Genomic DNA, 19593 nt, shown 5'->3' on the forward strand with positions numbered 1-19593 from the left:
AAAGGTGGGGCATCTCCGGCGGGGAGGCCGGAGCGAGGGACCCGCGGGTGCGGGGGTGAACCGAGTCAGTCGGCGACGGGGAGCCAGACGCGCATGGTGGCCGGGCCGCGGTTACCCCAGCGGTGGTAGGGCACGAGCCGCAGCGTCGCCTCCCGCCCGCCGTCCGCGTCGCCGTCGCCGTACGGCCAGGTGGCCCGCCCGGGGGAGCGGTGCACGGCGTCGACGTCCAGCTCGACCACCCCGCCGGCCTCCCGCTCGACGGGGTCGGACAGGCGGGCCGCGACGCCGGCCAGCGCCGGCTCGTCGCCGGGGGACTCCGCGCAGTAGACCAGCGGCCCGCGCTCCACGGCGGCGCAGCCCCGCACAGCGTCGATCCTGGCGTCGGGCAGCGTCCATCGGGGCCGCAGCGGCAGCTCCAGGCGGATCTCGTCGCCCGGCCGCCACGGTCCCTCCGCGACCGCGTAGCCGGGCGCCACCTCGCCGCGCTCGACCGTCCCGTACGACAGCCGCGCGCCGTCCGCCCACGCGGGCACCCGCAGGGACACCCGGCCGGCGCCGCCCTCGACCACGCGCACCGTCACCCCGCCCGACCAGGGATAACCCGTCTCCACCCGCAGGAGCAGCCCGCCGTGGCGGATCTCGCCCGCCGCGTGGTGGTGGATCTGCACCCCGGAGTCGTCGGAGGTGGCGACGTAGGCGGGCAGTGAGGCGAAGGTCCGGGCGATGTTGTTCGGGCAGCACGACACCGAGAACCACGGCGAGCGCAGCCCGCCCTCCGCCGCCTCGTTGAGGCCCTCCGGCGGCTCGGCGGGCACGCGGACCTGCAGCGGGTTGGCGTAGAAGAACGAACGGCCGTCCAGCGCGGGCGAGGTGGCGACGACGTTGTACAGCGTGCGCTCGGCCAGGTCGGCGTAGCGGACGTCACCGGTGGCCAGCAGCAGCCGGTGGGCCAGCATGACCGACGCGATGCTCGCGCAGGTCTCGGAGTAGGCCCGGTCCGGCGGCAGCTCGAAGTCCTCGCCGAAGGACTCGTCGGTGTGCCGCGAGCCCATGCCGCCCGTCAGGTGGGTGCGGCGGGCCACCGTCCGCTCCCACTGCTCCTCGACGATCTTCAGCAGCTCGGCGTCGCCCGTCTCCACGGCGACGTCGACCACGCCGCAGGCCAGGTACAGGGCGCGGACGGCGTGCCCGCGGAAGACCCGCGCCTCGCGCACCGGCATGTCGTCCTGGAAGTAGGCGCGGCCGAAGGAGATGTCGCCGAGCGCGGGCAGGCCGCGCCGCTCGACGAACCGGCGGGCCATCTCCAGGTAGCGTTCCGCGCCGGTCGCCCGGTACAGCTCGACCAGCGCCATCTCCACCACCGGATGCCCGCAGGTCTCGGTGGTGTCCATGAAGCGGTCGCACACGTGGTCGGCGGCCCGGCGCACGACCTCGGTCAGCTCGTCCTCGCCGTGCGCCCGCAGCCGCGCCACGCCCGCCTGGATGAGGTGCCCGTAGCAGTACAGCTCGTGGCCCCACTCGAAGTCGGTGTAGCGCGCGCCGCTCCACCGGGTGTTGAGGTAGCCGTCGGCCTCCTGGGCGCGCGCCACGGTGGCCGCCAGCTCCGGCAGGTCCGGGTGGTCCGCCCAGGCCATGGCCTCCAGCAGCTTGTAGATCTCCGAGTCGCTGAACTCCCGGCCCTTCCGCGGCGGCTCGCCGCGGAAGTTGCCGATCCAGCCCTCCCGCTCCATCCACTCCTGGCAGTGGGGGATGACGACCTCGCGGTTCAGCGCCACGCGGTCCCCCCAGAAGCCCGGCGCGAGCCGTACGGCGTCCAGGCCGAGGGGGGACAGCGTGCCGGAAGAGGGCAGGACGGGACTAACCACGCAGGGCTCCAGACATGAATCCGCGCACGTAGTGGCGCTGCAGGACGAGGAAGAGGATCAGGCAGGGCACGGCCATGACCATGACGCCCGCCTGCAACATGCCGTAGTCGATCGCGCCGAAGGTCTGCTGGGTCATGCTCACCACGGCCACCGGCAGCGTGAACTTCGCGCCGTCGTTGAGCAGGATGAGCGGCGCGAAGAAGTCGTTCCACGAGGCGAGGAAGGCGAACAGGCCGACGGTGATCAGCGCGGGCCGTACCGCGTGCAGCAGGATGCGGCCGAACGCCCTGAAGGTGCCGCACCCGTCGACCATGGCCGCCTCCTCCAGCTCCCGGGGCAGCGCCTCGAACGCGTTGCGCATCATGAACAGCGCGAACGGCAGCTGGAACATCACGAACACCAGCGCCAGCCCGACCAGGGAGTTCTGCAGGCCGAGGTGGCCGAGCAGGACGTACAGCGGGATCAGGATCGTCGCGTACGGCACCATGAGGATCGCCAGCGTGGCCAGGAACAGCAGGTTCTTGCCGGGGAAGTCGAACCGCGCGAAGGCGTACCCGCCGAGCGCGGAGACCGCCAGCGTGCCGGCCACGGTCATCACCGACACCAGGGCGCTGTTGGTGAGGTACGTGCCGAGGCCCTCGCCGTACCTGGCTATCTCCAGGTAGTTCGACGGGTCCTCCAGCGACGCCCAGCCGCTCCAGGCCAGCGGGAACAGGAACAGCACCGCCAGCGCCGCCATCGTGGTGTAGTACCTCACCGGTCCTCCTTGCCCAGCACCCGCATCTGCAGCACGTTCAGCGCCACCAGCGCGACCAGCAGCACGACCGACAGCGCGGCGGCGCCGCCGAGGTCGAAGCGGAAGAACGCGTCGCGGTAGATCACCATGACCATCGAGACGGTGCTGTTGTCGGGGCCGCCGTTGGTGAAGATGAAGAACTGGTCGAACGCCAGCAGAGAGCCGGTGATGCTGAGGATGAGCATCAGCGCGAGCGTCGGGCGCAGCAGCGGCAGCGTGATCTTGGTGAAGATCTGCCACCGGTTGGCGCCGTCACTCCTGGCCGCCTCGTACAGCTCCACGGGGATCGCCTGCAGGCCGGTGAGCAGGATCAGCATGTTGAACCCGGCGAACCGCCACAGCACCAGCCCGATCGTGGAGAACAGCGCCATGTTCGGCGTCCCGGTCCACCTCACCGGCTCGTCGGTGATGTGCAGGAACCGCAGGATCGGGTCGATGGGCCCGAACTCGTTGTTCAGCATGCCGTAGAACAGCAGTGCCGCCGCGGCGAAGCCGACCGCCCCCGGCAGGAAGAACGCCGTGCGGAAGAACGCCACCCCGGGCCTGCGCTCCTGGACCAGCAGCGCCAGCCCGAGCGCCAGGCCCGACAGCAGCACCGTGGTGATGACGGTGTACTTCAGCGTGAAGGTCACCGAGTCCAGGAACAGCGGGTTGCCGGGGATCTTGGTGAAGTTGTCCGGGGCGTTGAACCTGGCCGGCCCGAGCAGCGGCCAGTGGTTCAGCGACATCCAGATCACCAGGATGAGCGGCACGATGAACAGCACGCCGACCACCAGCGCGGTCGGCGCCGCGTACAGCCAGCCCTGCACCTTCCGGCTTCGCCACCGGGCAGGCGGCGCGGGCCGCGCCGCCTGCCCCTTGGGTCGCGTGAGCGTCAACGTCATTGCTGCAGCGACTTCGTGATCTCGGCGTTGAGCTGGGGCACCTTGCCCGCGTCCCCGAACACCGCCTCACGGGCCAGGCGCAGGAACGGCCCCTGCGGGTCGTTGAACGTCTGGCCGAACCGCAGCGCGTACGGGGTGCGCCCCTTGGCCACCAGCGAGTTGATCAGTACCACGCGGGGGTCCTCCGAGGAGTACTTGTTGCTCGCGAGGTCGGTGCGCGCGAGCACGTCCTTGTTCTTGGCCATGACCTCGACCTGCGCCTCGTCGGAGACGGTCCAGGACAGGAAGTCCCAGGCGGCGTCGGCGTTCTTGGTGGTCGCCGAGATGCCGATGGAGTCGCCGCCGACGAAGGTCGACTCGCCACCGTCCGGGCCGGCGATCGGGGTGACGCCGATCTTCATGTCCTTGGGCATGAGGCCGAGCGTGGTGGACGGCATGGGCATCACGCCGATCTCACCCTTGGGGAAGAAGCCGGTCCAGGTCGGGCCCTGCTCCTCCTTGCTGCTCGGCCCGGCGACCCCGTCGGCGTACAGGTCGTGGTAGATCTTGAACACCGAGGTCATGGCGGGCTGGTCGTTCAGCGACGTCGTGCCCTCGGCGTTCATCACGTCCCCACCGGCGGCCCAGACCGCGGGCCAGAAGGTGAAGACGTAGCAGCCGCCGCAGTTGCCGCCGAAGAAGGTGCCGTGCACCTTGCCGTCCTTGCCGAGCTTCTGCTGCACGGCGGTGGCCTGCTCGGCGAACTCCTTCAGGCTCGTCGGCCCCTTCTCCGGGTCGAGCCCCGCCTTGGCGTACAGGTCCTTGTTCCAGAACCACACCGACAGGTCGAGCGTGTGCGGAAGGGTGTACATCCGCCCGTCGAGCGTCCCCAGCTTCATGTGCGAGGGCGCCAGCTTGTCCTTGTACGGCAGGGCGTTGATCCGATCGGTCAGGTCGAGGAACAGGCCCTGCGAGGTGTAGTTCGGTACGAAGATCACATCGGCCGCGAAGACGTCGGGCAGCTGCTTGGCGCCGGCCGCCGCCGCGATGCGCGGCTGGTAGTTGTCAGTGGGTACGACGGTGAGCTTGACCTGGTTCTTGTGGCTCTTGTTGTAGGCGGCGACCAGGCGCTCGCTCTGCGCCTGCGTCGCGGCGCGCGTCCACATCGTGATCGTCACGCCCTCGGCGGAGGACTTCGCCGCCTCCTGGCCGCCTCCACCGCAGGCCGCCAGCATAGTGAGCGTTAACAATCCGACCAGCGCCACACCGGCGCGCATACGAGGCCTCATGCCCTCTCCTCCCGGCATCCCCCCGCGACGCACGAAAATGAACTAAAAGGTTTTCGGAAACGTAAGAGAAACATGCGGGCGTGTCAACGGCTTGTCTTGGCTGCGGCTACTGGCTATCGTCTGCCCAGCAGTTCCGCCATGACCTCGCGCCGGAAGGAAAAGGGTTTCGTTCTATGGCCGGCAGGCGATCGCGTGCGGTGACCATCAGTGACGTGGCCTCCCTGGCCGGGGTCTCGATCGCCACCGCGTCCAAGGCGCTCAACGGGCGCGAGAACGTCCGGGAGGAGACCCGGCAAAGGGTGATCGAAGCGGCCGAGGAGCTGCGCTTCCAGCCCAACGCCCTGGCCAAGGGCCTGCTGTCGGGGCAGACCCGCACGGTCGGGCTGCTCACCAGCGACAGCGTCGGCAGGTTCGGGATCCCCGTCCTCCTCGGCGCCGAGGACGCCTTCGGCGCGGGGGAGATGGCGCTGCTGCTGTGCGACGCCCGGGGCGACGCCATCCGCGAGCAGCACTACATCCGCACCCTGCTGTCACGCCGCGTCGACGGGCTCATCGTGGTCGGCGAGAGCACCAACCCCCGTCCGTCCATCAGCCGCGACCTGCCCGTGCCGGTCGTCTACGCCTACGGGCCCTCCGACGACCCCGACGACGTGTCCTTCGTGCCCGACGACACCGGGGGAGCGAAGCTGGCCGTCCGGCACCTGCTGGCGATGGGCCGCCGGCGCATCGCCCACATCACCGGGCCCATGCACTACAAGGCCGCCACCGACAGGGCCGAAGGCTTACGGATCGCCCTTTCGGAGGCAGGCGTCCCCCAGGTCGGGGAGACGTTGTACGGCGCCTGGTCCCAGCGATGGGGACGGCACGCCGCCGAGGTGCTCCTGGCGGCCGAGCCCGAGGTCGACGCGGTGTTCTGCGGCAGCGACCAGATCGCGGCCGGCTTCATCGAGACGGCCCGCGAGCGGGGCCTGCGGGTGCCGGGCGACGTCGCCGTGGTCGGCTACGACAACTGGGAGGTCCTGTCCGCGGAGACCCGGCCCGCGCTCACCACCGTCGACCCCGACCTCGAACGACTCGGCAACACCGCCGCCCAGCACCTGTTCGCCGCCATCGACGGCAGGGCCACGCCCGGCATCCACACGATGCCCTGCCGCCTGGTCGTCCGCGACTCCACCGCCCCGCGCGGCGCCTCCTGAACTCCACCCGGTCGTCCGACTTTCCGCAGCCTCTCCTGGCCCGGACGACCGGGTGGCCCTCCGGGACTGTGTTCTCCGGGCGCCCTTCACGCCCGGCGTCACGCGGCTACAACCGGCGCAGCGCCTCCATGGCGTCCCTTTCGACCCGCGAAAGATCGCGGAGGATGGCGCCGGCCTGTTCGAGGTGCCCGGCGTCGCCGCTCTCCCCGGCCTTCGCGATCAGCGCGGACACCTCCGTCCACAGGACGGCGGCCTCGGCGTACAGCTGGTGACCGGCGCGGAGGCCGCCGCCCTCGATCAGCCCGGTGCATTCCTCGAGGAAGTCGCGATAGAGGGCACGGAACAGGGCGCCGCCGGTGCCGCCCTTCTCCATCAGCAGGGCGGCCTGCGGCAGGTCCCGCCGCGGGTCCTCCACGCGTCGCAGCCAACCGGGCACCTGCTTGCCGGCCTTCTCGATGCCGCGGTGGCCCAGGTTCGCGATGGGAGCGGCGAGGAAGGCACCGGCACAGTCTCTGATGGCAGGGATGATCTGGTCCTGCCAGGAGACCGGGTGACCCGGCAGCGTGATGGTGAAGGAACGGTGCCTGGCGGTCATCGGGCCGCGTTCGGCCCGCGCCATGGCGAGGCTCGCCCGGCCGGCGCGCACCGCCCCTCCCTGCTGGTCGGTGTCCACGAGGTGGACCTCGTGCTCGTCGTAGCCGTACATCGCGACGACATGGCCGCCGAAGTGCACCTTCGAGCGGAAGTAGTCCAGGTGGTAGCAGTCGAGCTGGAGGCCGACCGGCCGACCGGCGTCGATGGGGGCGGCCACGTTCTCCCACGCCTTGCGCGCCGAGGCGGTCTCCTCCGCCGTCAACGTCAGCTCCAGCCTGGCGGCCAGGTTCCTGGTGAGCTCGAAAGGCTTGACGCGGCCTCCGAGAAAGGGGAACGGCATGCCCTTGCTGTCCCAGTAGACGAAGGACAGGCCCGAGCCCAGCCCGAACAGCATGGGCTCGGACAGATCAAGCCCCTCATGCCGCAGCAGCACCCCCAGCGCCGTCGTCTCGCAGTGCTGCATACCGCGGGCCTCGATGCCCTTCACGATGGTCATGCGTCACTCTCCTCATGCCGCCGCGGCCCCCATCCCTGACCATTGGAAACCGCTGGGAGGAGCATGAAGTCTCCCACAGCGGGAGAGTCCAACCCCCGCCGTCGCGAGGGACCGGCCGGGCCCTCCTTACACCCGCACCTCGAACCACACCGTGCGACGTCCGCCGTCCTGTCCCCATCCCCACGCCGAGGACAGCTCCCGGACCAGCCACAGACCCCGGCCGCCCTCACTGAGCGGGTCCACCTGTGCCGGAATCCGCGGGATGCCGCCGGTGGACCCCTCGTCCGTCACCTCGACCCGCACCGTCTCGCCGTCGTCGTACACCCGCAGCGTCACCACGCCGCCCGGCCTGCGTCCGGACTCCGAATGGCTGACGGCGTTCGCGAAGATCTCTCCGGTGAGCAGTTCGACGTCGTCCGTATTCCGGTGACCAGTGGACAGCAGCAGGCCGCGCGCATATGTCCGCGCGATCGTGACCGAACCGAGCCTGCCGAGAAGATCGACCTCGCCGAGCAGCTCCATGGTCCTCGAGTTCTCAGCGGCCGATCCCGAGCCCTCTGCCCGGTCCGGAGCCTCGTCCTTCCGGCATGGGGTGCTGTGGTCCGGGGTGAGCTCACCGCTGTCCAAGGAGCGGCCAGGACCAAGGGAGGCCGCGATCAGTCCGGCGACCTCCGTCGCGTCGCCGCGCCCGGACAGATCCTCCCTGCCCGCGATCTCATAGCGCCGTCTCCTGGAGATGGTGACGCTCGCGGCTACACGGGCATCCAGGAACAGGATCAGCTCAGGCCGACGCCATTCGAGTCGCCGATAAGACTTATCCAGCTTGAGCGCGACGTTCCGGCAGAGCAATGAGGAGATGTTCTGCGCTTTTAGGGATGATTTGAGCAGGATTAAGAGTGCTTCGTGCTCTCGTGCTCGGCTTTCAGTGAGGTTCCGCATGGCTCGACGATCCCGCGAACGCTGTCGGTTTCCTGGGCGAAACGCACGTCAAGAGATGCCCATCCATGAGACTCTGATCTCACCAGAATTCGTCACGGCATAGTTGGATTGGCGTGCGGTATGGAAAAGCTCGATGTGGTGGCCAAGTTCGGTGCCGAGCTTCGGCATCACCGGCGGAGGTCGGGGCTCTCGCAGGACGCTCTCGCAGCCAGGCTCAAGGTCAGCCAGGGGCAGATCTCCAAGCTGGAACTCGGCCTGCGAAAGCCGCCGTTCGACCTGTGCGGAGCGCTCGACAACGCGCTCGGCCTTCCAGGGCACTTCATAACGCTGTACGACCGATGGTTTGAAACGCGACGAAAAGCGGACGAGTGGTTCCTGTCGTATCTGGATCTGGAACTAAAAGCATCCGTTATTCGGCAATACGATCTCGCCGTAGTCCCTGGCCTGTTTCAGACAGAGGCGTACGCGCGATACGTGATCGGCCGGGGGATCATTCCGCCCAACGAGGTCGACGATCGCGTCAGGACGAGGATGGCACGGCGTGTCATTCTCGAACGAGACGAACCGCCCGCTCTGTACTTCCTGTTCGACGAGGGGGTTCTCCATCGGCCGATCGGAGGGGCGGTCGTGATGCGGGAGCAGATGGAGTACCTGTTGGAGGTCGGTCGGCATACGCCGGTGTCCCTGCAGGTCGTCCCCTACGGAGCGGGGACGACCACAGGGCTCACGAGTGGTTTCGCCATCGCCGACGTGTCCGACGGAACGTACGTGTCGATCGAGGCCGCCGGATCGAGCACGGTGAGCAGCGATCCTCAATTGATCGCCCAGTCCATCGCGCGGTATGAAAAGCTCCGGTCGGAAGCGTTGAACCGCGCTCAGTCCGCGCGCTTGATCGAAGAGAGCATGGAGCGATGGAGCTGAAGTTCCGTAAGTCGTCCTACTCCGGTGAAGGTGGCAACTGCGTCGAGGTCGCGAGCCTGCCCGGGGTCGCCCTGGTTCGTGACAGCAAGGACCCCGAGGGCCCCGTGCTGGCGATCCCCGCCGAGGAGTTCGCCGCCTTCGTACGCTGCCTCAGGGGCGCCACGCGCTGAGGGCGAGGAGGAGCGCGGCCGCGACCAGGGCGCCGCTGGTCCAGACGGGGCCCAGTTCGGCCAGGCCGGTGCCCAACGTGGTGGCGGCGATGGCGGGGCCGGCGGTGGCCCCGACGTTGAGGGCGGCGGTGGCGTAGGAACCCGCCATGGTCGGCGCTCCCGCCGCCTCGTACAGCACCCGTGCGATCAGCGTGCTGCCCAGGCCGAAGGAGAGCGCACCCTGGGTGAACGCGAGGATCAGCAGGGCGATCGGGTGGAACGCGGTGAGCGCGAGAGCGACCCAGCCGGCCAGCAGCAACGGCCCGCCGGCCGCGACGACGACACCGGGCCGCCGGTCGGACAACCGCCCGGCGACGGTGACGCCCACGAAGGACCCGAGGCCGAACAGCACCAGCACGACGGGGACCCACAGCGGATCCAGCCCGGCGACGTCGGTGACGACCGGAGCGAGGAAGGTGAAGGTCCCGAACGTCGCGGCGTTCACCAGCGCGCCCAGCAGCAGGACCAGGACCAGTCGCGGACGCCGCAGCTGGGCGAGCTCCCGGCGCAGGTCCGGGCCTTCCGGCTCGCCCGGCCGTCCCGTACGCGTGGGAATGCCACGCAGCACGCCGAGCGCGGAAGGAAGGCACAGCAACGCCATCGCCCAGAAGGTGGCGCGCCAGTCGAGCAGGGCCGCCAGCAGCGCACCACCGGGGACCCCCGCGATGGTGGCGACCGTGGTGCCCGCCAGCAGGACGGCCAGCGCCCGCCCCTTCCGGTCGGACGGGACCAGCTCGGCGGCCGCGGTGAGCCCGACCGCCAGGAAACCGGCATAGGCGAGCGCCGCGACGACGCGGGTGGCGAGCAGGACCGTGAAGCCGCCGGTGCAGGCGCCGACGACGTGCGCGGCCAGGAACAGGCCGAGGAAGCCCAGCAGGCTCGATCGCCGCGGCCACCGGCGCGCGAGTGCCGCCATGAACGGGGCGCCCACCACCATGCCGACGGCGAAGGCCGAGGTGAGCAGTCCCGCCGTCGCGACCGGGACGCCGATGTCGGCGGCGATGTCCGGCAGCAGGCCGGCGAGCATGAATTCCGACGTGCCCATGGCGAAGAGCGCCACGGCGAGCAGATAGAGAGGCAGAGGCATCGAGGACTCCGAGGTGATGAGAGATCAGCTGAGACGTCTCGTCACCGCGGTCAGCGACCCGCTACTCCTGTCCTCCGCCTGCGGCGGACAGGATCCGTTCGGTGGTTCAGGGGGCTGACGGGTGACCGAAAGCCCCCACCTTGGATGCCTCTGGGCTCGACATGCCGAGCACCATACTCACTGAAGCCTCGTCGCGCACACTGGTTTTCTCCTCGACCGTGAGCCGCCCGGGAAGCCCGAGCCACCGGAGCCCGGCGTCCGTCAATGGCTCGACCATGACCGGCTCGCCGGTGGGTACCGTCGGTGGGGATCTCTATCATGCTGCCCCAGAGATCGTCCGTGCCGATGGGGGCCCACCGTGGAGCGTCAGATCGTGAGGATCGTCGATGGCCCGTTCGCCGGCCTTGACGCGGAACTCGTATCTGCGGACGGTCAAAGGTTGACAGGGCGCGTATCGATCTTCGGTCGGCAGACAGCGGTCGAACTCCACCGGGACCAGGTGGAGCACCCCGAGGACATACCCGCGCTGTGGTACAGCGAGGAGGAGGACGGTGAGCAGGTCCTTGCGGGGCTGCGGGAGCAGATAGCGGCGCAATACGACGACCTCGGGTACGGGAAGAAGTTCGAGTTCTTTCTCGAGCGCGTCGATCTTCCCGAGGAGGATCCGGCTCAGGAGTGGGACGCTTACACCGCGTTGTGCACCGAGATCGACGCGCAGGTGCAGCGGCACAGGGCGGCGGCGTTGCAGGAATTCGATCAGGAGATCGCTCTCCTGCCGGCCGGTGAGGCGAGAAGGCGGGTGGCGGCGGACCCCGGCCGCTGGCTGCCGGCCAAGGCCGCCCGGGAAGAGCGCCGGTCACGGTACCCGGGCATCGACCGCTCCACCACCGAAGAACGGTTGCGGGCGACGATGTTCGGGGAACCCGATCCGGCGCCGGCGCTGTGGGAACGGGCCGACCGCCGGCGAGCCGCATCGCGTTGCGCCGCCGAACTGCGGGACTACGCGGCGTGGAAGGCGGCGAACCGAGCACAGGAACAGAACGAGCAGGTGAGGTCGGCCGCTGTGGCCCAGGTGGAGCACGAACGCGCCGCGGTCGAAGAACGCCTCGCCCGCGACTGGGGATTCCAGCTGCCCGACTCGATCTTCCGGTTCCGGGCCTTCCTGCTGTCCCTGGGCCCGACGGGAAAGCAGGCCCTCGATGACCTGGAACTGTCTCCCTTCGGGATCATGGATCTCTTCGATGATCCCGAACGCGAATCCCGGGCCGGCATCGATGTGCGCGTGCACGGCCGCTACTACCGCGACCCGCCCGAGTTCCTCACGTTCATGCACGGCGGCACCGACGGGCTGCATTTCGGGCTCTGGTACGACGACGGCCGCACCTGCACCGGAGTCGCCTCCTACTACAACAACGACGGTGGCGGCGTAGGCCTCCCATCGGGCACCCCTCTCGAGGCGGTCCGGCATACGCTCGAATGGGGATGGCGCCACGTCGGAGATCAGGATGACGAGCCGGCCGATCCCATGGACCCCGAGGTGGTCGCACGACGGCACCGGCTACGGCTGCTGCGCGAGGTCCTGATGACCTTCGAGACCGGCGACCGCGACGAACAAGGCGAGGACTACCACAAAGCGTACGGAGATTCCCCAGAACTGTTCGAGCACGGAGACCCGGATCGGATCGAGACCCTGGACGGCGGCGGTGCGCTCGTCGACGGTGACACCGTGATCGAACGCGACCGGCAGAGACCATGGAGCGGCGCCTTCTGCACTGCCCTGCGACAGGAGCTGATCGACGACCCCGCCGTCCGGGAAGCCCACGTCAGCGAGGCACGGCGCCGCTGCGCCGCCGGATACCCCGCCGACGCTCTCACTCTCGGTCGTGACCTGCACTGGATCAGCGCAGGAGACCCCGCACTCGAAGACCATGCGAACGAGCTGCTCACCATGGCTTACCGTTCTCTGGGACGCGACAACCTCGCTGCGATCGCCCAAGCCCACCATCGCCACCGCGATCTCCCCCAGGTGCACGTCCTCGAAGACACCTGATGCGCTCACCGACGAACAACACCACGCCGCGAACTTGCCTCAGCCGAGGGGGAGCCGGACGGGGGCACGGCGACCGATGAGGAGTACAGGGACACGGACTCACCGGTGGTGGTGAGGAGTTCGGCGGCGGCGTCGCCGTCGATGTCGATCAAGGTGATGTCCAGGCCGAATCGTGTCGCGTACGGGTCGGAGAGGTCGGCGGTCTCGGGGGTGAGCACCCTGGTGTCGCCGGCCGACAGGCCGCCGCGTCCGCCGTGGAGGATGTAGACGGCACCCTCGAGGCCGACGGCGACATCGCCGTACCCGTCGGCGTCGACATCGCCGGCCGTGACGGACGAGTCGAACCCGGAAACGCCGTCCGGTGCCTCGGGCATGCCCGGCGTTCCGGGCCCCAGCAGCCGGTGCGCGGCCAGCCCGCCGGCCGAGCCCCTGCTGATGTAGATCTGGCCGCCCGGGTCCTCGGCGTCCTCGTAGGCGTTGCCCGCGACAACGTCGCCGAAGCCGTCGCCGCCGATGTCGCCGATCGCCACGGAGCCCACGCCCCAGCCGGGGAAACCACCGGTCAGGCGGCTCGTCAGGCCGGTCGGCGAGCCGCGGTACACCACGCCCTCGCCCTCGTCGGCCGGGTCGTCCACCGAGTACACCACAGCGAGGTCGTCGAAGCCGTCGCCGGTCACGTCACCGGTGGCGCGAGCGAGCGGACCTCGACGGTCCCCGACAGGACGGTCCTCCAGCTCGCCCGTCCCGTCCTGGTGCCACGGCCGCCATAGGCCACCCACGCCGCCGAGTCGTCCGTCACGACGAGATCCTGGTAGCCGTCCTTGTTGAAGTCCCCGGCGGCCGACTGGGGAACGAGCGTGCCGGCCGCCGGTGGCGGCGCGAGGGTGACCGGCGCGCCGGTCAGCCCGGCGGCGGAGCCGAAGACGACGGCCAGTTGGTGGGCAGGGGGTCTGGCGCGGTCACTCGGCTCCGGCGCACTGATCGCCAGGTCGGCGTATCCATCACGGTCGAAGTCGCCGGAGGCGAGGCTCAAGGAGGAATCCTCGTCCCAGGCCGCCATGGCACCGATGGAGACGATCTTGCGCTTGGTGCCGGTGAGACCGGCGGCGGAGCCGTACAGCACCTCGACCCGCGCCTTCGTCGCCTTGCCGTCCGCGCCGGGCTGGGGGACGGCGACCGCCAGATCGGCGTGGCCGTCGCCGTTGTAGTCATGCGCGGCCCGGGCCTTACGGGCGGCCGCGACGACGCGAGCGGCCGGAGTGGCGACGGCGGTATAGGGCGTGGTAATCGGCGGCGGGGGCGAGGCGGCGTTGAGGGGCGTCGCGCTCGGCGGCGGGGTCGGGGCGGCATCGGCCGCCGGCGCCGAGACGGGCGTCCTCGTCGTGACAGGTGCCGGCGTCGTGCTGCATGCCACGGTGAGTCCGGCGAGGAGACAGATTGCGAGTTTTCCCGTAACAGGGGGACGCATTCAGTGATCCTAGTGCGGCCGCCGGCCCCGGGGACGTCGCACGTGCTCGCCGGTCTGACAGGCGCCTCCTGTGGCGCTCAGGGGGGCCGATCGGCGGCTGCCGCTTGTGCGCGGTGAGCCGGTGGCGGCCGGCGATGGCCGGGAAGGCGGCCTCGTCGCCGGCTTGCCCTCCAGCAAGTCGTCGATGTCGTCGCAGATGTCGGAGAGGTCGTCCTTCAGGTCGTCGCGGGTGAGGCGATGACAACGGTGACGTCGGCGGCCTGGTCCTCGGTGCGGTAGGCGTGTGGAGTGTCGCCGGCGAAGGCGAGCATGTCACCGGTCTGCAACCGCCGAAGATCGTCGGCAGGACCGGCCAGGAGCCGGCCGGAGGCGATCAGGAGATGCTCGATCGTGCCCGGGGCGTGCGGCACCCCGTCGATGGACAGATGGGCGGGAATCCGCAATCGCCACAGTTCCAGGCTGTGTCCACCGCTGATGCGGCGCAGCAGTTCGCGGGTGGGCTGGTCGTGCGCGGCGGCCGTCGACGGCAGGTGCACGGTGCCGGGATCGCTGTCGCGGGTGAGCAGGTCGGTGAGCGGGACGGCGAGGGCGACCGCGATGGCGTCCAGGGTGTCGATGGTGGGGTTGCCGAGACCTGCCTCCAGCTGTGACAGCGTCCCTTTGCTCAGTCCGGTTCTCCTGACCAGCTCGGCCTGGCTCATCCCGCGTTGCCGGCGGCGGCGCTGGATCTGGGCACCCGCCGCGGCGGCGGCGCTGCTGGCCGGTGGGCGTCCGCGGTCGGTGCCGGTCATGACCGCGGCCGGTGGGACGCGGTGTAGGAGACGCGGACGCGGCCCTTCTTCTGCTTCACGCCCGAGATCGTCACCTGGGCCAGGTCGGCGAGGCTGCGCACGTGGGTGCCGCCGCACGGGGCGGCGTGGAGGTCGCCCAGGTGGACGATGCGCCGGCCGTCCTGATCATGGTCGGCGGCGACCGGCAGGTCGTCGCCGATGGCTGTGGCCACGAACACGCGCAGCCGATCGGCGATCTTCTCCCGGCCTTCGGCGGTGTCGAGCTCCGGGTCGGCCCGGGTGGCGTCGAGCTCGATGCGGGCCTGCCCGGGGAAGTGGTTGTTACCGGTCAGTGTCCATCCCTCGGTCCGGGCCGCCGCTTCGATCAGGTGTCCGGCCGTGTGCAGGGCGGCGTGAAGCAGGCGCAGGTCGGCGTCGACGCGGGCGTGGACCAGGTCGCCCGCCGACAGGCCGACGAGGTCGTCCTCGGTGCTGTGGCGGGCGCGGAGCACGACCAGGCCGGTCGGCGCGTAGCGGGCCGGGACGACTTCGCACGAGCCGAGCCAGCCGCGGTCGGCGGGCTGGCCGCCGCCCTGCGGATGGAAGAGGTTCTGCTGCAACGCGACCCAGGCCGTGCCGTCGTCCTCTCGCCCTGTCGCCGCCACGCCAGCGGTGACCTCGGTCAGGTAGGTGTCCCGCAGGTAGAGGGCGTCCTGTTCGACCACCACATCAGGGCTATTAAAATGAACCATGTGCTCATCATATCGAACGGGACGATGCCCTCCCGCCAGCCGTCCCAGACTGGCGGGGTGGACGCGGCCGTGAGCTCCTCAGGAGTGCGCCACTCCGATGGCGTCCGTCGCCAGGGCGGTCGCCTCGGTTCGTGCCGTCGCCAGCGAGCTCGCCGCCAACGGCCGGAAGCCGGCCAGGTGCCGGACGAGGTTGGCCAGTGTCATCTCGGCGGTGACGAAGAAGAGGTTGTCGGGAGACATGCCCTGCTTGGCGAAGTACGCCCACAGGTAGGGGGTCTGGGAAGTCCCATGCCTCCCGCGGGGTGCCCAGGCCGTAGGCTCCGCCTCGCGCGCTGATCACCACGACCCCGGTATCGCGCAGCAGGCTGTCGCCTGTGTCAGGGGCGCTGAAGGCACCCGGGAAGCCGTCGTGCAGGAAGCGTGGGCCTCTCCGGGGTGTCGGTCCCAGAGAGGCCCGCTGGTCTGACGGTCACCCCGGGGTGCCCACTGATCAGGGCTCAGTCGGTGCCGGGCGGGTTCCAGACGCCGGTGGCGGCGGTTTCGGTCACGTAGTCCTCGAAGCGCCGGGGTGGGCGGCCGAGGGCTTGTTCGACGCCGTCGGAGACCGGGCTGTTCCCGCCGTCGCGGATCGCCACGAGGAGGCCGGTGAGCAGGCGCGCCATCCCGGCCGGCACGCCGCCGGCGACCGATCGCTCGACGAAGACCGCGGGGTCGATGTCGAGATGACGGACCGTGCGTCCGGCGGCGTCGCCGATGAGCTCGGCCGCCTCACCGAAGCTGATCGCCCGTGGGCCGGTCAGCGGGTAGATCCGGCCACTGTGGCGGTCCTCGGTCAGCGCCGCCACGGCGACGTCGGCGATGTCCTCGGCGTCGATGAACGGCGTGCGCCCGTCGCCGGTGGGCAGGGCCAGCGTCCCGTCGAGGATGCCCGGCAGCCAGAAGCTCTCGCTGAAGTTCTGCGAGAACCAGTCCGGTCGCAGGATGGTCCAGTCGACGCCGGAGCCGCGCACGGCCTGCTCGGCGGCCCAGAGGGGATTGGCCTCGCCGGCCTCGCCGACGCCGTGGGCCGACAGGAGCACCAGCCGCCCCACGCCCGCGGCGACGGCCCGGGTCACGAATCCGGGGACGCCCGCCCGGGGGTCGGCGCTCGAACGCCGGTTCGGCTCCAGGATGTACGCGGCGGCGACGCCGTCGAGCGCGGGAGCCCATGTGGACGGGTCGTCCAGGTCGAGGCGGACGTCGCCGCCGGCGCGGGACGCCGTCCGTACCGTCCGGCCGGCGGCCTCGAGGCGCCGTACGATGCGGCGGCCGGTCTTGCCGGTGCCGCCGAGGATGAGGATGTTCTTCACACACCCAGGGAACCGCAGGGGGTGCCAGACGATCCATGGGAGAACGTCGCGGATACCTTTGTGCTCGTCTAGCGTGGATGGCATGGACGTCCTGAGCGACCTGCTGCACCGCGCCCGTGCCGGGAACGCGCTGGTCAGACAGCTGATCCAGCGGCCGCCCTGGTCGCTGACCTTCGCCGACGCCCCTCCGCTCACCGTCGTGGCCACGCTCGGCGGCGAGGCGTCGATCCGGCTCGGCGACGCCGGCGCGGCGCCGGTGCGTCTCGCGGCGGGCGACATCGCCGTCGTCAGCGGGACCGGCCCGTACACGATCGCCGACGACCCGTCCACCCCGCCCCAGGTCGTGATCCGGGGAGGAAGGAAGCACCTCGTCGGCGGCGGCGAGGTCGGGGCCGAGCGCGCCCTGGGTCCGCGCACCTACGGCGACGGGCTGCCCGGCGCCACGATCATGCTCCGGGCCGGCTACGAACTCCACGGCGACGTGGGCCACCGCCTGCTCGACATCCTTCCGCCGCTGGCGGTCGTTCCCGCCGGGCCGCGGACGCGGGCGGCGCTGGACCTGCTCGCCACGGAGGTCGCCCGCGACGAACCCGGCCAGGACGCCGTCCTCCACCGGATGCTGGATCTGCTGCTCGTGCTGGCGCTGCGCGCATGGTGCGCCCGGCCGCGGGCGGCCCTCCCCGCGTGGTACCGGGCGCTGGCCGATCCCGCCATCGGGGAAGCGCTGCGCCTCATGCACGAGGACCCCGCCCACCGGTGGACCGTCGCCGCGCTGGCCGCCAAGGTCGGCATGTCCCGCGCCGCCTTCGCCGCGCGCTTCGCCGGCCTGGTCGGCGAGCCGCCGCTCACCTACCTCACCGGCTGGCGGATGACCTTGGCGGCGGACCTGCTCCGTGACACCGAGGCGACCGTCGCGGCCGTGGCCCGCACGGTGGGGTACGAGGACGCCTTCGCCTTCAGCGTGGCGTTCAAGCGCTCCCGCGGCGTCACCCCGTCGGCCTGGCGCCGTGGCCCGGTCACAGGTCCACCGTGACGCCCCAGGAGGCGACGGCCAGGTCGCCGCGGTACGACTCCGCCGCCGCGGCCAGGGCGGGATCGGACGAGGTGCCGGGCCACAGGTGGGTGAGCAGCAGCCGCGCCACCCCCGCAACGGCCGCGGTACGTCCCGCCTGGCGGGCGGTGGAGAGGTAGGGGGCGTCCTCGCCGGGGACCTCCTCGGGGTAGGTCGCCTCGGCCAGCAGCAGGTCGGCGTCCCTGGCGAGGTCCGGCAGCGCGTCGGACGGGCCGGTGTCACCGGTGTAGGCGAGCACCTTGCCGCCGCCGCTCAGCCGCAGCCCGGCGTTCGGCACGTGGTGCGGCAACGCCCAGGTGTCCAGGCGGAACGGCCCGAGCTCCAGCCCGCCTGAGGGCGGCAGGTCGTGCGGTGCGAAGCTGCCGGCCAGCATCCGCCCGTCCAGCCGCAGAACGGCGTCGAGCGCTCCGGCCGGCGCGTACACCGGCAGCGCGGGCGGGTGCGCGCCCCCCAGGGCACGGGCGCGCAGCAGAGGGTTCAGGTCGGCGCAGTGGTCGGGATGGCCGTGGCTCACCAGGACCGCGTCGATCTCCTCGGCCGTGGTGACCTCCAGCAACCTGGGCAGCGTGGCGTACCCCGGATCGACCAGGACCCTGAACCCGTCGCGTTCGACCAGGTATCCGCCGCACGCCTGCCCGCTCGCCGGCCACGCCCCGCATCCGCCCAGCACCGTGAGCCTCACGACCACCTCCGAATGACGCGATGAGCCCCGGCCGTCACCTCGGCGACCGGTACGAGGAGAGCATGCCGACAAGTGGACCGTTGGTGTACGTCCATTCGCGAGCGCTTCCGGGGGACCACTTGCCGGCGCGTACCGGGTGCGTGACCGGCGCCACGGTGGCGGCGTACGCTCCGGAAAAGGGAGGAGCACGCGTGAGCCGGATCGAGACCGTCCGCGGACCCGTCGACAGCGCCGACCTCGGGGTGACGCTGATGCACGAGCACATCTTCGTGCTCACGACCGAGATGCGGGAGAACTACCCGTCCGAGTGGGGCTCGGAGGAGGAGCGCGTCTCGGACGCCGTCGCGAAGCTCCAGGCGGCGTACGACGCGGGCGTCCGGACGATCGTCGACCCGACGGTGGCCGGGCTCGGCCGCTACATCCCCCGCATCCAGCGGGTCGCCGAGCGGCTGCCGCTCAACATCGTGGTCGCCACCGGGCTCTACACCTACAACGACCTCCCGTTCTTCTTCCACCACCGCGGGCCCGCGCTCAACGACCTGCTCGGCACCGAGCTCCCGGACCCCATGGTCGAGATGTTCGTCGGCGACATCCGCGACGGCATCGCCGGCACCGGCGTCAGGGCGGGCATGCTGAAGTGCGCCATCGACCGGCAAGGGCCGACGCCCGGCGTCGAACGGGTGATGCGCGCGGTCGCGAAGGCGCACCTGGAGACCGGGGTGCCCATCACCGTCCACACGCACCCCGCCTCGCGTACCGGCCTGGAGGTCAAGCGGGTGATGTGCGACGAGGAGGGCGTCGAGCCGGGGCGCATCGTGCTCGGCCACAGCGGCGACACCGGCGACTGCGACCACCTCGCCGAACTCGCCGACGCCGGCTTCCTGCTCGGCATGGACCGTTTCGGCCTGTACACCGAGGTGCCCTTCGAGGCCCGCGCCGAGACCCTGATCGAGATGGCACGCCGCGGGTACGCCGAGCGGATGGTGCTGTCGCAGGACGCGTCCTGCTACATCGACTGGATCGACCCGGACGTCATGGCGTTCCTGCCCCAGTGGCACTACACCCACCTGTTCGAGGAGGTCGTGCCCTACGTGCTGGAGCGCGGTGTCACGCGGAAACAGGTCGACAGGATGCTCGTCGACGTGCCGCGTCTGTTCTTCGAAGGCGGCTGAGACCGTCAGCCGGCGGCGTCGTC

At 70.7% G+C, this 19593-nt stretch carries 20 protein-coding genes; 6 read left to right on the forward strand and 14 right to left on the reverse strand.

Translation table 11 applies throughout. The features are described from left to right. Nucleotides 1-65: 65 nt before the first annotated feature. From KIK05_RS30925 to KIK05_RS30940, 4 genes are read right to left on the reverse strand one after another with little or no spacing between them, the layout of a single operon-like run. Entirely contained in the window at nt 66-1865 is a 1800-nt protein-coding gene (locus KIK05_RS30925) for a glycoside hydrolase family 127 protein (RefSeq protein ID WP_214414416.1), read from the reverse strand. Beyond that, nucleotides 1858-2622, reverse strand: a complete 765-nt coding sequence (locus KIK05_RS30930; RefSeq protein WP_214414417.1) for a carbohydrate ABC transporter permease — start codon at nt 2620-2622, stop codon at nt 1858-1860. The genes KIK05_RS30925 and KIK05_RS30930 overlap by 8 nt, the downstream gene beginning before the upstream one ends. Continuing rightward, entirely contained in the window at nt 2619-3545 is a 927-nt protein-coding gene (locus tag KIK05_RS30935) for a carbohydrate ABC transporter permease (protein ID WP_214414418.1), read from the reverse strand. Before KIK05_RS30935 ends, KIK05_RS30930 begins: the two co-directional genes overlap by 4 nt. Further along, entirely contained in the window at nt 3542-4774 is a 1233-nt protein-coding gene (locus KIK05_RS30940) for an ABC transporter substrate-binding protein (protein ID WP_250563755.1), read from the reverse strand. Before KIK05_RS30940 ends, KIK05_RS30935 begins: the two co-directional genes overlap by 4 nt. A 236-nt stretch (nt 4775-5010) precedes the next feature. On the opposite strand from KIK05_RS30940, the gene KIK05_RS30945 reads away from it, so the two are divergent. Next, nucleotides 5011-6009 carry a LacI family DNA-binding transcriptional regulator gene (locus KIK05_RS30945; RefSeq protein ID WP_308250187.1) on the forward strand — a complete coding sequence of 333 codons (999 nt, stop codon included), beginning with the start codon at nt 5011-5013 and terminating at the stop codon, nt 6007-6009. A 106-nt stretch (nt 6010-6115) separates the two neighbouring features. Here KIK05_RS30945 and KIK05_RS30950 read toward each other — a convergent pair whose 3' ends face one another. Together KIK05_RS30950 and KIK05_RS30955 are read right to left on the reverse strand one after the other, a co-directional pair. Then, nucleotides 6116-7099 carry a BtrH N-terminal domain-containing protein gene (locus KIK05_RS30950; protein WP_214414420.1) on the reverse strand — a complete coding sequence of 328 codons (984 nt, stop codon included), beginning with the start codon at nt 7097-7099 and terminating at the stop codon, nt 6116-6118. A 126-nt stretch (nt 7100-7225) separates the two neighbouring features. Beyond that, nucleotides 7226-8038, reverse strand: coding sequence for an ATP-binding protein (locus tag KIK05_RS30955; RefSeq protein WP_214414421.1), 813 nt, complete (start codon nt 8036-8038; stop codon nt 7226-7228). 120 nt (nt 8039-8158) lie between these two features. Between KIK05_RS30955 and KIK05_RS30960 the strand changes: the two genes are divergently transcribed. Together KIK05_RS30960 and KIK05_RS30965 are read left to right on the forward strand one after the other, a co-directional pair. Then, nucleotides 8159-8959, forward strand: a complete 801-nt coding sequence (locus tag KIK05_RS30960) for a helix-turn-helix domain-containing protein (protein WP_214414422.1) — start codon at nt 8159-8161, stop codon at nt 8957-8959. Beyond that, a complete protein-coding gene (locus KIK05_RS30965) occupies nt 8950-9129 on the forward strand; it encodes a DUF397 domain-containing protein (protein WP_214414423.1) in 180 nt (59 codons plus the stop codon). The genes KIK05_RS30960 and KIK05_RS30965 overlap by 10 nt, the downstream gene beginning before the upstream one ends. Here KIK05_RS30965 and KIK05_RS30970 read toward each other — a convergent pair. Continuing rightward, nucleotides 9110-10255 carry a Cmx/CmrA family chloramphenicol efflux MFS transporter gene (locus KIK05_RS30970; protein WP_214414424.1) on the reverse strand — a complete coding sequence of 382 codons (1146 nt, stop codon included), beginning with the start codon at nt 10253-10255 and terminating at the stop codon, nt 9110-9112. The two genes, KIK05_RS30965 and KIK05_RS30970, sit on opposite strands and share 20 nt — an antisense overlap. Nucleotides 10256-10694: 439 nt before the next feature. Here KIK05_RS30970 and KIK05_RS30975 point away from each other — a divergent pair, with 439 nt between their 5' ends. After that, nucleotides 10695-12305 carry an ADP-ribosylation family protein gene (locus KIK05_RS30975; protein ID WP_214414425.1) on the forward strand — a complete coding sequence of 537 codons (1611 nt, stop codon included), beginning with the start codon at nt 10695-10697 and terminating at the stop codon, nt 12303-12305. A gap of 5 nt (nt 12306-12310) precedes the next feature. On the opposite strand, the gene KIK05_RS30980 is transcribed toward KIK05_RS30975, so the two are convergent. From KIK05_RS30980 to KIK05_RS31005, 6 genes are all read right to left on the reverse strand, one after another. Continuing rightward, nucleotides 12311-12982 (reverse strand): hypothetical protein, encoded by a 672-nt coding sequence (locus KIK05_RS30980; protein WP_214414426.1) that lies wholly within the window; start codon nt 12980-12982, stop codon nt 12311-12313. After that, the gene (locus KIK05_RS30985) at nt 12979-13719 is read right to left on the reverse strand and encodes an FG-GAP repeat domain-containing protein (RefSeq protein WP_214414427.1); all 741 of its coding nucleotides are present in this window, start codon (nt 13717-13719) and stop codon (nt 12979-12981) included. Before KIK05_RS30985 ends, KIK05_RS30980 begins: the two co-directional genes overlap by 4 nt. Before the next feature lie 269 nt (nt 13720-13988). Continuing rightward, nucleotides 13989-14564: a helix-turn-helix domain-containing protein gene (locus KIK05_RS30990; RefSeq protein ID WP_214414428.1), complete on the reverse strand. Its 576-nt coding sequence runs from the start codon at nt 14562-14564 to the stop codon at nt 13989-13991. Then, the gene (locus tag KIK05_RS30995) at nt 14561-15295 is read right to left on the reverse strand and encodes an alanyl-tRNA editing protein (protein WP_214414429.1); all 735 of its coding nucleotides are present in this window, start codon (nt 15293-15295) and stop codon (nt 14561-14563) included. The genes KIK05_RS30990 and KIK05_RS30995 overlap by 4 nt, the downstream gene beginning before the upstream one ends. 78 nt (nt 15296-15373) lie before the next feature. Next, entirely contained in the window at nt 15374-15535 is a 162-nt protein-coding gene (locus KIK05_RS31000) for a hypothetical protein (protein ID WP_214414430.1), read from the reverse strand. 257 nt (nt 15536-15792) lie between these two features. Continuing rightward, on the reverse strand, nt 15793-16644 hold the full coding sequence (locus tag KIK05_RS31005; protein WP_308250188.1) for an NAD(P)H-binding protein: 852 nt from the start codon (nt 16642-16644) through the stop codon (nt 15793-15795). A gap of 82 nt (nt 16645-16726) precedes the next feature. Here KIK05_RS31005 and KIK05_RS31010 point away from each other — a divergent pair, with 82 nt between their 5' ends. After that, nucleotides 16727-17677 carry an AraC family transcriptional regulator gene (locus tag KIK05_RS31010; RefSeq protein WP_214414432.1) on the forward strand — a complete coding sequence of 317 codons (951 nt, stop codon included), beginning with the start codon at nt 16727-16729 and terminating at the stop codon, nt 17675-17677. Here the strand turns inward: KIK05_RS31010 and KIK05_RS31015 are convergent. Next, complete coding sequence (locus KIK05_RS31015) at nt 17661-18398, reverse strand: MBL fold metallo-hydrolase (RefSeq protein WP_214414433.1); 738 nt, start codon at nt 18396-18398, stop codon at nt 17661-17663. The genes KIK05_RS31010 and KIK05_RS31015 overlap by 17 nt on opposite strands. A gap of 191 nt (nt 18399-18589) precedes the next feature. On the opposite strand from KIK05_RS31015, the gene KIK05_RS31020 reads away from it, so the two are divergent. Next, entirely contained in the window at nt 18590-19570 is a 981-nt protein-coding gene (locus tag KIK05_RS31020; RefSeq protein WP_214414434.1) for a phosphotriesterase family protein, read from the forward strand. The last annotated feature ends 23 nt before the right edge of the window (nt 19571-19593 follow it).

It is taken from the genome of Sphaerisporangium fuscum (genome assembly GCF_018531465.1).
GTDB lineage: Bacteria > Actinomycetota > Actinomycetes > Streptosporangiales > Streptosporangiaceae > Sphaerisporangium > Sphaerisporangium fuscum.